At 67.4% G+C, this 14,081-nt stretch carries 15 protein-coding genes; 3 read left to right on the forward strand and 12 right to left on the reverse strand.

The window, feature by feature from the left end; all coding sequences use genetic code 11:
- Window positions 1-135: 135 nt before the first annotated feature.
- Window positions 136-816 carry an ArsR/SmtB family transcription factor gene (locus tag ACN6O8_RS14870; RefSeq protein ID WP_427991793.1) on the forward strand — a complete coding sequence of 227 codons (681 nt, stop codon included), beginning with the start codon at window positions 136-138 and terminating at the stop codon, window positions 814-816.
- Window positions 817-925: 109 nt separating this feature from the next.
- Here ACN6O8_RS14870 and ACN6O8_RS14875 read toward each other — a convergent pair whose 3' ends face one another.
- From ACN6O8_RS14875 to cyoA, 7 genes are all read right to left on the reverse strand, one after another.
- Complete coding sequence (locus ACN6O8_RS14875) at window positions 926-2,032, reverse strand: porin (protein ID WP_427991794.1); 1,107 nt, start codon at window positions 2,030-2,032, stop codon at window positions 926-928.
- Window positions 2,033-2,346: 314 nt separating this feature from the next.
- Entirely contained in the window at window positions 2,347-3,528 is a 1,182-nt protein-coding gene (locus ACN6O8_RS14880) for a porin (protein ID WP_427991795.1), read from the reverse strand.
- Window positions 3,529-3,823: 295 nt separating this feature from the next.
- Entirely contained in the window at window positions 3,824-4,618 is a 795-nt protein-coding gene (locus tag ACN6O8_RS14885) for an SURF1 family protein (protein WP_427991938.1), read from the reverse strand.
- A 4-nt stretch (window positions 4,619-4,622) separates the two neighbouring features.
- Entirely contained in the window at window positions 4,623-5,021 is a 399-nt protein-coding gene (gene cyoD / locus ACN6O8_RS14890; RefSeq protein ID WP_427991796.1) for a cytochrome o ubiquinol oxidase subunit IV, read from the reverse strand.
- Complete coding sequence (gene cyoC / locus ACN6O8_RS14895; RefSeq protein WP_427991797.1) at window positions 5,018-5,659, reverse strand: cytochrome o ubiquinol oxidase subunit III; 642 nt, start codon at window positions 5,657-5,659, stop codon at window positions 5,018-5,020. Before cyoC ends, cyoD begins: the two co-directional genes overlap by 4 nt.
- Complete coding sequence (gene cyoB, locus ACN6O8_RS14900) at window positions 5,652-7,655, reverse strand: cytochrome o ubiquinol oxidase subunit I (protein WP_427991798.1); 2,004 nt, start codon at window positions 7,653-7,655, stop codon at window positions 5,652-5,654. Before cyoB ends, cyoC begins: the two co-directional genes overlap by 8 nt.
- Window positions 7,656-7,715: 60 nt before the next feature.
- Entirely contained in the window at window positions 7,716-8,759 is a 1,044-nt protein-coding gene (gene cyoA, locus ACN6O8_RS14905; protein WP_427991799.1) for a ubiquinol oxidase subunit II, read from the reverse strand.
- 224 nt (window positions 8,760-8,983) lie between these two features.
- Between cyoA and ACN6O8_RS14910 the strand changes: the two genes are divergently transcribed.
- Entirely contained in the window at window positions 8,984-10,318 is a 1,335-nt protein-coding gene (locus ACN6O8_RS14910; protein WP_427991800.1) for an MFS transporter, read from the forward strand.
- A gap of 46 nt (window positions 10,319-10,364) precedes the next feature.
- On the opposite strand, the gene ACN6O8_RS14915 is transcribed toward ACN6O8_RS14910, so the two are convergent.
- The 3 genes from ACN6O8_RS14915 to ACN6O8_RS14925 are packed head-to-tail and all read right to left on the reverse strand — an operon-like array spanning window position 10,365 to window position 12,393.
- Window positions 10,365-11,408 (reverse strand): histone deacetylase family protein, encoded by a 1,044-nt coding sequence (locus tag ACN6O8_RS14915; protein WP_427991801.1) that lies wholly within the window; start codon window positions 11,406-11,408, stop codon window positions 10,365-10,367.
- Window positions 11,409-11,440: 32 nt separating this feature from the next.
- Window positions 11,441-12,028: a SanA/YdcF family protein gene (locus tag ACN6O8_RS14920; RefSeq protein ID WP_427991802.1), complete on the reverse strand. Its 588-nt coding sequence runs from the start codon at window positions 12,026-12,028 to the stop codon at window positions 11,441-11,443.
- Window positions 12,025-12,393, reverse strand: a complete 369-nt coding sequence (locus ACN6O8_RS14925; protein ID WP_427991803.1) for a hypothetical protein — start codon at window positions 12,391-12,393, stop codon at window positions 12,025-12,027. The genes ACN6O8_RS14920 and ACN6O8_RS14925 overlap by 4 nt, the downstream gene beginning before the upstream one ends.
- Before the next feature lie 141 nt (window positions 12,394-12,534).
- On the opposite strand from ACN6O8_RS14925, the gene ACN6O8_RS14930 reads away from it, so the two are divergent.
- Window positions 12,535-12,936, forward strand: coding sequence for a hypothetical protein (locus ACN6O8_RS14930; RefSeq protein ID WP_427991804.1), 402 nt, complete (start codon window positions 12,535-12,537; stop codon window positions 12,934-12,936).
- Window positions 12,937-12,965: 29 nt separating this feature from the next.
- Here ACN6O8_RS14930 and ACN6O8_RS14935 read toward each other — a convergent pair whose 3' ends face one another.
- Window positions 12,966-13,568: a hypothetical protein gene (locus ACN6O8_RS14935; protein WP_427991805.1), complete on the reverse strand. Its 603-nt coding sequence runs from the start codon at window positions 13,566-13,568 to the stop codon at window positions 12,966-12,968.
- A gap of 52 nt (window positions 13,569-13,620) precedes the next feature.
- Window positions 13,621-14,022: a hypothetical protein gene (locus ACN6O8_RS14940; protein WP_427991806.1), complete on the reverse strand. Its 402-nt coding sequence runs from the start codon at window positions 14,020-14,022 to the stop codon at window positions 13,621-13,623.
- Window positions 14,023-14,081: the final 59 nt, after the last annotated feature.

A 14,081-nucleotide genomic window follows, 5' to 3' on the forward strand; every position in this document is an offset into this window, starting at 1 on the left:
TGGGGAGCTTGTTTTGACAAGTATCCAATGATGACAGCGCCGTGTTTCGCATTCATTGCACCGTCACGCGGCGGACATCGCGCGCCGGCCGCGTCGCGCCTGGTCGAGGCCGGCGCAGTGCTAAGATCGCCGCCAATGACCGCGCCACCTGTCCAGCCCCTTCTTGCCGCCGAACTGGCCGAGCTTGCCCGCACCTTGGGCAACGCCCATCGGCTGATCCTGCTGGAGCATATCGCGCAGGGCGAACGGCCGGTCGAGCGGCTGGCCGAATTGTCCGGCCTGTCGGTGGCCAATACCTCGCAGCACCTGCAACAGTTGCGCCGCGCCGGCTTCGTCATGACGCGGCGCGATGGCAAGCACGTGTACTACCGCCTGGGTGCCGCGCCCATCGCCGGCCTGCTCAACGCGCTCGGCGCGGTGGCGCGCCACAACCGGGGCGAAATGCGGCGCCTGCTGGCCGACAGCCAGGATCGGCGCGACGGGCTCGAGGCCATTTCGCGCAATGAACTGTTGAGCCGCCTGGGCGACGGCAGCATGACGCTGCTCGACGTGCGGCCCGCCGACGAATTCGCGCAAGGGCACCTGCCCGGCGCCATCAACATTCCCGCGGACGAGCTGTTGCGGCGGCTCGCGGAGCTGCCCGCCGACCGCGAGATCGTGGCCTATTGCCGTGGCCCGTTCTGCGTGCTGTCCTCCGACGCCGTCACTGCCCTGCGCGCCCGCGGCTGGCGCGCGCGGCGGCTCGATGCCGGTTTCCCGGACTGGCGCGCCGAGGGCCTGGCGGCTCAAACGCCGGCCGCGGCCAAGCACGGCTAAGCCAGGCCTGCGCGCGAAGCCAGCGCTGCTTTTCGCCCCGCTCCGGCGCCGGCGCGCTGCTGCGCCTTGGCACACGTGGCGGATGCCAGCGCCGGCGCGATCCCCTGCCTTAGAACACGTGGCGGATGCCGACGCCGGCCGCGGTGCTCTTGAGGCCGTCGATGAACGCATAGTCCTTGCCGTACGAGCCATAGGCGTACAGGTTGGTGCGCTTGGACAGGTCGTAGGTGTAGCCCACGCTCCAGACGTTCATGTTGGCGTCGCCGCCGGTCAGGCGGTCGTTGGACGGCGACACGTGCTGCCACGACGCGAACAGGCTGCTGGCGCCGCCCACCGGCAGCGTCGCGCCCAGCATGTAGGCGTTGGCCTTGAAGCCGTCGACGTAGCGGTTGGTGCCGAACTCGTCGCTGAACGGCGTGCCGGCCGGCAGGTCCTGGCCGACGAACCAGCCGTCGGTGGTGCGGCCGTAGGCGGCGGCCAGTTTCACCACTTCCAGGTCGTACGACACGCCCACGGCGTACTGGCGCGGCGTGGCGTCATGGTTGATCGAAGCGCGGTTCGAGCCGTTGAGCTGGTCGTAGGTCAGCGTGACGTTGAGCGGGCCTTCGACGTAGCGCAGGCCGGCGGTGATGCCGCGCGAATTGTCGGCGGTGCGGAAACGGGTTTCGTCGCTGTTGGTATCGTCGACGTTGAAGGAATAGCCCGCGGCGAACTGAAAGCCGCTCATCGAGGGGCTGCGGTACATCACCATGTTGTCCCAGCGCATGGTGTTGGCCGCGCTGAAACCCAGGCCCAGGTTCGATTGGGTATAGCTGGTGTAGAAGGGGTCGATGTCGGCCAGGTAGTTCGAGCCCACCGTGGCCTGGCGGCCGAATTCGATCGTGCCCCAGGCGTCGTTGGCCAGCCCGAGGGTGGCCTGGCGGCCGAACAGGCGGCCATTCTGGGCGCGGGAACCGTTGCCCGAGTCGAAACCGCTTTCCAGCGTGAACACGGCGCGCAGGCCGTCGCCCAGGTCTTCGGATCCGCGCAGGCCCCAGCGGGAGCCGGCCTGGATGCCGTTGATCATGCCGAGCTTGCTGCCGTCGTAGCCATTGCCCTTGATCTTGTTGTAGCCAATGCCGGTGTCGATGACACCATAGAGAGTGACTGACGTTTCTGCCTGAGCGATGCCTGCGAACGTGGTCAACATTGCGGCTGCGAGCAGCGTCTTTTTCATCCGTGAAACTCCTGTCGTGAAGTGGGAAAAAAACAAAGGGAACAGCAGTCAGGCATGATGCCGATTGCGGTTCCCGGGCTGCATTGTAGGTCAAAAAGCCCTATTTTCTGACAACATGCATGGATTTATGGCTATTTCGGTGGGGTGGCGGGCGAAATGGGATGGCTTTCCGGAACCGGCGGAGCGGGTATCCGATGCGACCTGGCCGCCTCGATCCAGAGGGGGCGGACACGCAAAAAAGCGCCGCCAGGGGAATGCCCTGGCGGCGCTTCGAAGGCGATGCGCCGGCCGTGCCGGCGCGGCCCGGTCGCGGCTTAGAACAGGTGACGCACGCCGACGCCGCCCGCGGTGCTCTTCAGGCCATCGATGAACGCGTAGTTCTTGCCGTACGAGCCGTAGGCGTAGACGCTGGTGCGCTTGGACAGGTCGTAGGTGTAGCCCACGCTCCAGATGTTCATGTTGGCATCGTCGCCGCTCAGCAGGTCGTTGGACGGCGACACGTGCTGCCAGGAGCCGAACAGGTTGCCGGTGCCGCCCAGGGGAAGGGTGGCGCCCAGCATGTAGGAGTTGGCCTTGAAGCCGCTGGCATAGTGGTAGCTGCCCAGCGTGAGGTTCGGCAGATCCTGGCTGACGAACCAGCCGTCGGTGGTGCGGCCGTAGGCGCCGGCCAGCTTCACGACTTCCAGGTCGTACGACGCCGCCACGGCGTATTGGCGCGGCTTGATCGAGTGGTCGAATTCGGCGGGGGTGCCGTTGGTGATGACCGGATCGCCGTTGGCATCAAGCACGCGCGCCCGGTTCGAGCTGTTGATCTGGTCGTAGGTCAGCGAAACGTTCAGCGGGCCTTGCACGTAGCGCAGGCCAGCGGTGATGCCGCGCGCGTTGTCGGCGGTCTGGAAGCCGCTCTGGTTGGCATCGGTGCCGTCGACGTTGAAGGAATAGCCCAGCGCGAACTGGAAGCCGTCGGTCCAGGGGCTGCGGTACATGACCATGTTGTCCCAGCGCATGGTGTTGGCGGCGCTGAAGGACGTGCCGATGTTGGCCTGGGTGAAGCTGGTGTAGAACGGATCGATGTCCGCCAGGAAGGTGCCGCCGACGGTGGTCTGGCGGCCGAATTCGACCGAACCCCAGCTGTCGTTGGTCAGGCCGATGGTGGCCTGGCGGTTGAACAGGCGGTTCTGCTGCGACCGGCCATCGCCCGAATCGAAGCCGCTTTCGACCTTGAACATGGCGCGCAGACCGTCGCCCAGGTCTTCGCTGCCGCGCAGGCCCCAGCGCGAACCGGCCTGCACGCCGTTGATCATGCCGAGACGGCTGCCGCTCATGTCCTGTTGGGTGACCGTGCCCGTGGCGGGATTTCTGATCGGGAAATCGCCGGATACCTTGTTGTAGCCGATGCCGGTGTCGATGACCCCGTAGAGCGTGACCGAGGATTCCGCCTGGGCGACGCCGGCGAAAGTGGTCAGGATGGCGGCTGCGAGCAGCGTCTTTTTCATCGGGAAAACTCCTAGAGAGATGAAGGGCGGAAGAACGGACCCGTGGGCCGGGAGTCTGGCCGGGTTCCGGTTGCCCGTGTCGATTGCACTGAGCCATTCTCCGGTAAGTACGGGGAATGGCTGGTCATCTCGCTTTCTTCTAGGACAGATCTGAGACGAGTTCGCCACGGTCGCAAGTGAGCCGCCGGACCGGGGCGCGCGGCCCGGCCGGCGCCGCCTGTCAGGGCCGCGCCGGCCAGACCGGGCAAGAGGGGGAGGATGGTTGTCGATCCGGCCGGCGCCGGATCGTCGGGGGTCAGCGGCGCGCGCGCGTCCGCCGTTCTTCGCGCATCACGATGCCGGCGCCGACGATGATCATCGCGGCCAGGGCGTACCAGGTGATGGCGTAGACCAGGTGGTTGTTGGGGAAGGTCAGCGTGGTCAGGCCGCCCACCGGGGCCTGGGCCGGATCGCGGCCGGCGCCGGGGGCGGCGTCGGCGTCGATGAAATAGGGCGCCACCGCGCCCAGCCCGCGCGCCTGGGCGATGGCCGGCAGGTCGCGCGAATACCAGAGGTTGGCGGCCGGATCGTTGTTGCGCAGGAAGCCGTTGCCCGGCTCACCCATGCGCAGCAGACCCTCGACCTTGACCGGGCCGGTGTCGGCCTCGGGCAGGGCGCCGGTCGCCTGGCGTTTGCGCCACTCGGGCAGCACGAAGCCGCGGTTGACCAGCACCGTGCCGCCGCCGTCCGCCAGCCGCAGCGGCGTCATGACCCAGTAGCCGCTGCCCAGTTCGGTGGCCGCCTGCACCAGCGTCTGTTTGTCGTACTGGTAGGTGCCGCTGGCCGATACGCGGCGGTATTCGGCGTTGTCGGACGTCAGCGCCGGCCAATCCGCGCGGGCCGGGGCGGGCACGGCAGGCGCGTGGGCGCGTTGCTCCACCTGCGCGATCAGGTTCTGTTTCCAGGCCAGGCGATGCACCTGCCAGGTGCCAAGGGCGCACAGGCCCGCGAACAACGCGGCCGCAACCACCCCCAGGATGACCAGGGTGGTTGCGCTGCGGGGATTGCGGGGGGTGTCGCCGGAATGCGTAGGGTTCTTTGTTGCCGCCATCACGTCAGGGCATATTCCGCATGTCGTGGATCGACATGGGCATCATGTTGGAGTTCAAGTGGTACATGATCCAGATGGATCCGCTGAGCGTGATCACGACCAGCACCAGCGTGAATATTAACGCCAACATGTTCCAGCCGCTTTCGGACTTGGCATCCAGGTGCAGGAAATAGATGATGTGCACCACGATCTGCACCGCCGCGAATGCCAGGATGATCAGCGCCGTGGTGCGCGAGCTTTCGAATACCCGGCCCATCACCAGCCAGAACGGGATGGCGGTCAGGATGGCCGCCAGGATGAAGCCGGTGACATAGCTTTTCAGGGTGCCATGGGCGGCGCCGTCGTCCTCGTCGTGATGGCCGTGATCGTGGCCGTGGCCGGCATGGTCGGCATGGGCGTTCATGGCAGCACTCCCATCAGGTAGACAAAGGTGAACACGCCGACCCAGATCAGGTCCAGGAAGTGCCAGAACATCGACAGGCACATCAGCCGGCGGCGGTTCTCGGGGATCAGACCGTGCATGCGCACCTGCACCATCATCGTCACCAGCCAGACGATGCCGAAGGTGACATGCAGCCCGTGCGTGCCGACCAGCGTGAAGAACGACGACAGGAAGGCGCTGCGCTGCGGCCCGGCGCCGATGTGGATCAGGTGCGCGAATTCATACAGTTCCAGCGCCAGGAAGCCCAGCCCCAGCAGCCCCGTGACCGCCAGCCAGCCCTGCGTGGCGCCGACCCGGTTGCGCCGCATCTCCAGCATGGCGAAACCGTAGGTGATGGACGACAGCAGCAGCAGCGACGTATTGACCGCCACCAGCGGCAGGTCGAACAGATCGGCCCCGGACGGGCCGGCCGCGTAGTTGCGTCCCAGCACGCCATAGGTGGCGAACAGGCAGGCGAAGATGAGGCAGTCGCTCATCAGGTAGACCCAGAAGCCCAGCAACGTGCCGTTCTTCGGGTGGTGTTCGCCGGCCACGTGGAACACGGGCGCGGCGGGCGGCGCGGCGCCGCCGGGCAGGGTGGGGGCCAGGGTCTCAGACATGTTTCGCCAACAGTTGGGTGCGGGCGTGCTCCGTGCGCACGACCTCGTCGGCCGGCACGTAGTACTCGCGCTGGTAGTTGAAGGTATGGACGATGGACACGATGACCAGCGCGGCGAACGCCAGCACCGCCAGCGGCCACATGTGCCAGATCAGCGCGAACCCCAGCACCACGCTGATGCCCGCCAGCACGATGCCGGCCCAGGTGTTCTTGGGCATGTGGATGGGAATGAAGCCGGCCTGCGGACGCTGGTAGCCGTGTTGTTTCATCTGCCACCAGGCGTCCTGGTCATGCACCCGCGGGGTGAAGGCGAAGTTGTAGTTGGGCGGCGGCGAGGACGTCGACCATTCCAGCGTGCGGCCGTCCCAGGGGTCGCCGGTGAAATCGCGCAGCGACTCGCGGCGCCGATAGCTGACCACCAACTGGATCAGGAAGCAGGCGATGCCGATGGCGATCAGGAAGGCGCCGAACGCGGCCACCTGGAACCAGATCTGCAGCGACATGTCCTCGAAGTGGTTCAGGCGCCGCGTCACGCCCATCAGCCCGAGCACGTACAACGGCATGAAGGCGAAGTAGAAGCCCACCAGCCAGAACCAGAACGAGCACTTGCCCCAGAACGGATCAAGCTTGTAGCCGAAGGCCTTGGGGAACCAGTAGGTGATGCCGGCCATCAGGCCGAACAGCACGCCGCCGATGATGACGTTGTGGAAATGGGCGATCAGGAACAGGCTGTTGTGCAGCGCGAAGTCGGCCGGCGGCACCGCCAGCAGCACGCCCGTCATGCCGCCGATCACGAAGGTGACCATGAAACCCATGGTCCACAGCATCGGCACCTCGAAGCGGATGCGGCCGCGGTACATGGTGAACAGCCAGTTGAAGATCTTGGCCCCGGTCGGGATCGAGATGATCATGGTGGTGATGCCGAAGAACGAGTTGACGCTGGCCCCGGACCCCATGGTGAAGAAGTGGTGCAGCCACACCAGGTACGACAGCACCGTGATCACCACCGTGGCATACACCATCGACGCGTAGCCGAACAGGCGCTTGCGGCAGAAGGTGGCGACCACCTCCGAGAAGATGCCGAAGGCCGGCAGGATCAGGATGTAGACCTCGGGGTGGCCCCAGATCCAGATCAGGTTCACGTACATCATGGCGTTGCCGCCGAAGTCGGCCGTGAAGAAGTTGGTGCCGACGTAGCGGTCCATCGACAGCAGCGCCAGCACCGCCGTCAGCACCGGGAACGCCGCCACGATCAGCACGTTGGTGCACAGCGCGGTCCAGGTGAAGATCGGCATGCGCATCAGCGACATGCCGGGCGCGCGCATCTTGACGATGGTGACCAGCAGGTTCACGCCTGACAGCAGGGTGCCGACCCCCGCGATCTGCAGGGCCCATATGTAATAGTCGACGCCCACGTCCGGACTCTGCGCGATGCCCGACAGCGGTGGATAGGCCAGCCAGCCGGTGCGGGCGAATTCGCCCACGAACAGCGACATCATCACCAGCACCACGCCGCCGGTGGTCATCCAGAAGCTGAAGTTGTTCAGGAACGGAAAGGCCACGTCGCGCGCGCCGATCTGCAACGGCACCACGTAGTTCATCAGCCCCGTGACCAGCGGCATGGCCACGAAAAAGATCATGATGACGCCGTGCGCGGTGAAGATCTGGTCGTAGTGGTGCGGCGGCAGGTAGCCGGTGGCGTCGCCGAAGGCGATGGCCTGCTGCAGCCGCATCATGATGGCGTCGGCGAAACCGCGCAGCAGCATCACCAGCCCCAGGATCATGTACATGATGCCGATCTTCTTGTGGTCGATGCTGGTGAACCACTCGCGCCACAGGTAGCCCCACTTGCGGTAGTAGGTAATGGCGCCCAGCACCGCGATGCCGACGATGGCCACCACGGCGAAGGTGGCCAGCAGGATCGGCTCGTGGAACGGGATGGCGTCCCAGGTCAGGCGACCGAAGATCAGCTTGGTGAGGTCGGGTTGATCAGTCATCTCGGTTTCCAGGGTGAAGACCTTGGTTTCACGCAATGCGCCGCTGCGCCGGCGCAACCCCTACAACGCCAGTTCCGCGGCCGACGTGCACATGGCGCCGACATACTTGCGCGGCGGCGCGCCGGCCAGGCCCAGGCGCTCGCGCGTGGCCTCGTCCAGGCTGGCGAGGTTGCGCGCGCCGGGGATGCCCAGCCCGCCACGCGCGTCGATCGCCATGGCGTCCTTCATGCACATGCGGTTCGGCTCCACGCAGCGGTTGACGATGGCGTCGAACAGGCCGGGCGCGACGCTGGCGTAGCGCTGCACCGGGTTGCGTTCGCTGGGTTGTTCCAGTTTGAGGTAGGTGTCGCGGCCGAGCGTGGCGCCGGAGGCGCGGGCGTCGGCGATCCACTTGTCGAAGCCCTGCTGATCCAGACCGTGGAAGCGAAAGCGCATGCCGGAAAAGCCCGCGCCGCTGTAGTTGGCCGACAGGCCCTCGTATTCGCCGGGATGGTTGATGACCGCGTGCAGCGTGGTCTGCATGCCCGGCATGGCGTAGATCTGGCCAGCCAGCGCCGGGACGAAGAAGGAGTTCATCACCGTGGACGAGGTGATCTTGAACTGGATCGGCCGGTCGACGGGGGCCGCCATTTCGTTGACCGCGGCCACCCCCTGCTCGGGATACAGAAACAGCCACTTCCAGTCGAGCGCCACCACTTCGACCACCAGCGGCTTGGTGCCGGGCGGCACCTCGCGGCCTTCGGACAGGCGCGCCAGCGGACGGTAGGGATCGAGTTGATGGGTGCTGACCCAGGTGAGCGCGCCGAGCGCGATGATGATCAGCAGCGGCGCGGCCCAGATCAGCAGCTCCAGCATGGTGGAGTGGTTCCAATCGGGGGCGTAGTGCGCGTCGCGGTTGCTGGCGCGATAGCGCCAGGCGAACAGGAAGGTCAGGCAGATCACCGGCACGATGATGAGCAGCATCAAGCCGGTGGAGATGATGATGAGGTTGCGTTGCTGCACCGCGATATCGCCAGATGGCGAGAGCAATACCGCATTGCATCCGGAGAGCAACGGCAGGGCGGCAAACAGCAACAATCCGCGGAGCCTTGGGAAAGACGGCATGGCCATACCCCGAAACGTAACCGTGGGAGTTAAACGCAACACTACGCTGGAAGCCGCGAAAAATCTAGGGTAAAAAGAGCAAAAGTATGCACGCGAAGGTGTGCGGGACAGGGCCGTCCGCCACGGCGAAACGGCGTTCGGATCCTGGATGCGTGTGCGTACGAGTGTGTTGCAAAAATCGTAGACAAGGCGTTTTTCCAAACCTCCTTTCAGCGAGCACTCTCATGGCGACCACCACGCAGTATCCCGGCCATGCCTCTGCCTTGCCTGCCCCGGGCGCGACGGGCGGAACGGCCAGCCATGCCAAGGTGGCGCCGGGCGAGATCGCCGTGGGGGTTGTCATCGGGCGCGCCTCCGAATACTTCGACTTCTTTGTCTTCGGCATCGCCTGCGTGCTGGTGTTTCCGCGGGTGTTCTTCCCGTTCGAACCGCAGCTGGAAGGCACGCTGTGGGCCTTCGTCATTTTCTCGTTCGCGTTCATCGCGCGGCCCATCGGCACCGCGGTATCGATGGCGATCCAGCGGCGCTGGGGACGCGGCACCAAGCTCACCATCGCCTTGTTCCTGCTCGGCACCGCCACCGTCGGCATGGCCTTCCTGCCGGGCTACGATGCCATCGGCGGGCACGCCATTGTGCTGCTGGCGGTGTTCCGCTGCCTGCAGGGCCTGGCGTTCGGCGGCTCCTGGGACGGCCTGCCGTCGTTGCTGGCGTTGAACGCGCCGCCCAAGCGCCGCGGCTGGTACGCCATGCTGGGCCAGTTGGGCGCGCCCATCGGCTTCATGATCGCCAGCGCCCTGTTCCTGTTCCTGCACGTGACGTTGACCGAGGCCGACTTCATCGAATGGGGCTGGCGCTATCCGTTCTTCGTGGCCTTCGCCATCAATGTGGTGGCGCTGTTCGCGCGCTTGCGGCTGGTGGTGACCGAGGAATACACCCAACTGATGGAGGAAGGCGAACTGGAGCCCATCAGCACCGGGCAGATGGTGCGCGAGCAGGGCTACAACCTGTTCCTGGGCGCGTTCGCGGCGCTGGCCAGCTATGCGCTGTTCCACCTGGTGACGGTGTTTCCTCTGTCGTGGATCGCGGTCAGCGCCACGCAGCAGATTTCAGACGTGCTGATCGTGCAGATCGTCGGCGCGGCCCTGGGCATCCTGGGCACCATTGCCTCGGGCTGGATCGCCGACCGCATCGGCCGGCGTACCACGCTGGGCCTGTTGGCGGCGCTGATCGGCGTGTTCGCGTTGTTCGCGCCGTGGTTGCTGGGCGGCAGTCCCCGGGCGCAGGACGCCTTCATCCTGATCGGCTTCGTGCTGTTGGGGCTGTCGTACGGCCAGGCCTCGGGCACGGTGACAGCCAACTTCAGCAAGCGCTTCCGCTACACCGGGGCGGCCCTGACCACCGATATGGCCTGGCTGGTGGGCGCGGCTTTCGCGCCGCTGGTGGCGTTGGGACTGTCGGCGCGTTTCGGCCTGGTGGCGGTCAGCATCTACCTGCTGTCAGGCGCTGCCTGCACGCTGCTGGCCCTGCGCATCAACAAGGCGCTGGAAACGCGCGATTGAGACGAGGGCGCGGCCGGGAGCGGGCCGCGTTCATCCTGCGCGTGGCTCAGCCGGCATACCCTTGCAGCACGTTGGCGACGTTGGTGCCGACCTCGGCCACCGCATAGCCGCCTTCCATGGTGAACACGGTGGGCAGCGCCAGCCGTGCCAGCCGCGCGCCTACCTTGAGATAGTCGGCGCTGCGCAGCTTGAATTTCGAGATCGGGTCGCCTTCATACGTGTCCACGCCGAGTGCGATCACCAGCGCGTCCGGCCGGAAGCGCGCGATGGCGGCCAGGCCTTGCTCGAGCGCATCGCGCCAGCCGGCGAAGTCGGTGCCGGCCGCCAGCGGCAGGTTCAGGTTGGCGCCCAGGCCCGCGCCCTGGCCGGATTCGTCGGCATAGCCCAGGAAGAACGGGTATTCGGTGGCGGGATCGCCATGCACCGACACCGTCAGCACGTCGCCGCGTTCGTAGAAGATGCTTTGCGTGCCGTTGCCGTGGTGGTAATCGATGTCCAGGATCGCGACGCGTCCGGCGCCCGCCTCGCGCAGCGCCTGCGCCGCCAGGGCGGCGTTGTTCAGGAAGCAGTAGCCGCCGAAGAAGTCGGCGCCGGCGTGGTGGCCGGGCGGACGCGTCAGCGCCATGGCGGCGCGCGGGCCGCCGCCGGTCGCGACCGCGCGCGCCGCGTCGATGGCACAGGCCGCGCCCGCGACGGCGGCTTCCCAGGTGCCGGCCGTCAGGGGGCTGCCGCTGTCGAACGAGAACAGGCCGACGCGCGCGGCGAAGTTGGCCGGCGAGACGTCATGGCGAAAGCCGCGCACCGGCCACACCGACGGCAGGATGTCGAGGTCGGCGTTGGCCGGATCCAGCGCGATCCAGTCGGCCCAGGCGCGTTGCAGGAAGTCGATGTAGCGCGCACTGTGCACGCGTCGGATCAGGTCGAGGTCGGGCGCGGCCGGCGCGCGCAGTGTGCCGATGCCGCGCTGGCGCAGGGCGTCCAGCACGTATTCCAGCCGGGCGGGAGTTTCGTGGCAGGGCACCAGCTTGCCGCGGAACATTTCCTGGCGGCCATCGTGTTTGCTGTGGACGGGGTTGTGGAAGATATGCACGGCGCATGCCTGTGGAAAAAGGGGAAGGGAAACTATAGCGGCCGCAGCGCATACCAGACGATGGCCGGCAGCTCGCGCAGGATCGAATACAGGTCGCGCGCTTCCAGGAAGCGGGGCGCGGCCCCGCCGACCTGTCGCACGCCATGGCGCCTGAGCGCCAGCATGGCGCGCGGCACATGGAAGTACTGCGTGATGACGATGGCGCGGGTGTAGCCGTGGTCGCGCAGGTAGGCGCTGGCGTGGATGGCGGTGGCCCAGGTGTCGTTGCCGAGACTGTCGGCCACCACCCGGTCGGCCGGCACGCCGCGCGCGATCAGGTAGTCGCGCATCACCGCCGCTTCGTCGTGGCCCGCCGGGTCGACGCCGCCGCTGACCAGCAGCACACGGCAACGCGCGGCGGCGTAGCACGCATAGGCGTGGTCGAGCCGGGCGGCCAGGCGCGGTGACGGGCGGCCATCGGGCGCCACGCTGTTGCCCAGCACCACCGCGACATCGGCCGCGCTGTCGTCGGCCAGCAGACCCACGGCGACGAGCGCGGCGGCGGCCAGCAACAGCGCGGCCAGCAGGCCGGCGGCGGTGGCGAAGGCGCGGCGGCGCCAGCGGCAGACGGCGGACATCATGCGGGCGCGGTCAGGGTTGTTGCCGCTTGGGGAAGGGCAGGTCGACCTCGATGGCATTCGAGTAGACCGGCTCGCGCGCGCCCGCCGCATCCTGGCGCCACAGCGCCGGGTCGTCGGCCTATTTGGCGACATGCGGCGCCGTCGTGGGCGATGCCGGGCGTCTCGAAAAAGTCGACCGCTGCATTGTCCAGGCGGGCGAGTTCGCGCGAGGCGCCCTTGCCGGCGCGGACACTGACGCGCTGCGCCGGGGGGGCGTCGAGGGTCACCGTCGCCCGCAGGCCCGGCTGGATGTCGTAGGCGCGGTCACGCGCCAGCGCGCTGGCGCTGACGCCGGCCGATACCGCCGCGAGCAGGAGCAGTTGCAAGGCAGAGCCTCCCGGATTTTCTGTCCGGCGCATTATGCCCGAGCGGCCGCGCCCGGCGCCGCGCCGGCGCGGGAAAGCCGAGGGTCGCGGCGGCCGGCGGTTCGTGGGTAGAATCGCCGGATAGCTTGCCACGCGCGCGCCATGAACCTCCCGTTTCCCATCCGTCAAGAATGCCCGCCCGGCGCCTGTATGTGCGACCGCGAGCGGCTGCTGGCCGATCCGGCGGCGGACGTGCGCATCCTGCGGCTCACCAAGGAAGAAGAAAAGCGGCTGGTGGCGCGGCTCGAGAACATCACCAGCCTGGAAGACCTGCGCGCCATGCAGGGCCGCATGCAGGCGCAACTGGGTATCGTGGTGCGCATCACCCCCAGCGACAACGAGGTGCGCACCTCGCGCGGCATTGCCATCCAGCTCGACGATCAACCCGGCCTGTGCCGCAAGACCCGGTCGTCGATTCCGGCCGCCATCCGCCGCGGCTTCGACAACAAGCCCGAGATCGTCTACGCGCTGCTGAACGAGCGCGACCTGCTGAGCGGCACCTAGGGCGTATCGATTCAGCGCCGGCGTGGTGCCTAGCGTGCGCGCGGCACCGCGCAGGGCTTGAGCGGGGTGACGGCGGTTGGCGTCCGGCCCGCTTCGGGCCGGGTGTCCTGCTTCTTGCCGCCGCGCGCGGGGTAGGCCAGCAGCACGGCGCCGCCCGGTTCCAGCGCGGGCGCATTGGGGCCGCCATAGGCCACCGTCCAGCCGCGCACCGCCAGCGGCGCCAGTGTGTATTGCAGCGCCGAGCCGGGCGAGACGTGGGCGACCTTGCCGGCGAACAATTCCTGCAGCCGGGTCTCGACCCCGTCGACCGACTGGTAGGTGGCGATGCTGACCAGCGCGGCGGATTCGCCGTGCCGCGCCAGGATGGCGGTTTCGTAGCGGCCGGGGGCGATGGCGCCGAGGCTGACCGTGAAGTGGTCAAGGGCCTGGCCGCTGGTGTCCAGCCGCACGCCGGTGACTTCGGCGCGGGCCAGCGGCGCCGAGCCCGTGTTGCGCAGCCGCACGCTGTACTGGCCGGAGGTACCCGTCAGCGTGCAGACCTCGACGCCGTAAGGCGCCGGCGTGGCGTGGACGGGCGCCGTGACCAGCAGGACGGCGGGCAGGACGGCGGCGCGGAAAAGTCGGGACGGCACGATACGCTCCTGTAAGGAGGCAGCGCGCCGGGAGGCCGCGTTGCCTGCCTTATTACACCACTTGGCGGCCGGCGCCGTCGCCCTGTGGGCGCTTGCCGGCCAGCCAGTGCAGGATCAGCGCCAGGATCAGCAGGGCGGCCATGATGAAGCCCCAGAACAGCCAGCCCAGCACCGCGATCCAGGTGCCCAGGCTGCCGGCGGCGGGCAGAACCTGGTTCAGCGCCTCCACCAGCCACACCAGGCCGGATTGCAGCGACTGGATCAGGCCGGCGTCGACCCAGGGGGCCGCCCAGGCGGGCGCCTGCCACTGCGCCGAACCGATCGCGGCGGCGCCCGGTACCTGGGCCGAGGCGATGGCCGCCAGCACCCAGTCCGCCAGTTGCAGCGTCAGCGCCACCAGCCCCGTCCATAGCGCGGCCAGCACGGCGAAAGCGATCCAGATGATTTTCTTCATTGAAGTGGTACTCCGGTGATTCAGGAAAGAAACGCCACGATAGAGCGGAAAGGGTTTCT

This window comes from Achromobacter sp. (assembly GCF_050285565.1).
In the GTDB taxonomy this organism is placed as follows: domain Bacteria; phylum Pseudomonadota; class Gammaproteobacteria; order Burkholderiales; family Burkholderiaceae_B; genus Achromobacter.

Bases quoted from the DNA above. Each gene is read 5' to 3' on its own strand.
- ACN6O8_RS14870 (WP_427991793.1), top strand. From the start codon at position 136: ATGACCGCGCCACCTGTCCAGCCCCTTCTTGCCGCCGAACTGGCCGAG.
- ACN6O8_RS14875 (WP_427991794.1), bottom strand. From the start codon at position 2,032: ATGAAAAAGACGCTGCTCGCAGCCGCAATGTTGACCACGTTCGCAGGC.
- ACN6O8_RS14880 (WP_427991795.1), bottom strand. From the start codon at position 3,528: ATGAAAAAGACGCTGCTCGCAGCCGCCATCCTGACCACTTTCGCCGGC.
- ACN6O8_RS14885 (WP_427991938.1), bottom strand. From the start codon at position 4,618: ATGGCGGCAACAAAGAACCCTACGCATTCCGGCGACACCCCCCGCAAT.
- cyoD (WP_427991796.1), bottom strand. From the start codon at position 5,021: ATGAACGCCCATGCCGACCATGCCGGCCACGGCCACGATCACGGCCAT.
- cyoC (WP_427991797.1), bottom strand. From the start codon at position 5,659: ATGTCTGAGACCCTGGCCCCCACCCTGCCCGGCGGCGCCGCGCCGCCC.
- cyoB (WP_427991798.1), bottom strand. From the start codon at position 7,655: ATGACTGATCAACCCGACCTCACCAAGCTGATCTTCGGTCGCCTGACC.
- cyoA (WP_427991799.1), bottom strand. From the start codon at position 8,759: ATGCCGTCTTTCCCAAGGCTCCGCGGATTGTTGCTGTTTGCCGCCCTG.
- ACN6O8_RS14910 (WP_427991800.1), top strand. From the start codon at position 8,984: ATGGCGACCACCACGCAGTATCCCGGCCATGCCTCTGCCTTGCCTGCC.
- ACN6O8_RS14920 (WP_427991802.1), bottom strand. From the start codon at position 12,028: ATGATGTCCGCCGTCTGCCGCTGGCGCCGCCGCGCCTTCGCCACCGCC.
- ACN6O8_RS14930 (WP_427991804.1), top strand. From the start codon at position 12,535: ATGAACCTCCCGTTTCCCATCCGTCAAGAATGCCCGCCCGGCGCCTGT.
- ACN6O8_RS14940 (WP_427991806.1), bottom strand. From the start codon at position 14,022: ATGAAGAAAATCATCTGGATCGCTTTCGCCGTGCTGGCCGCGCTATGG.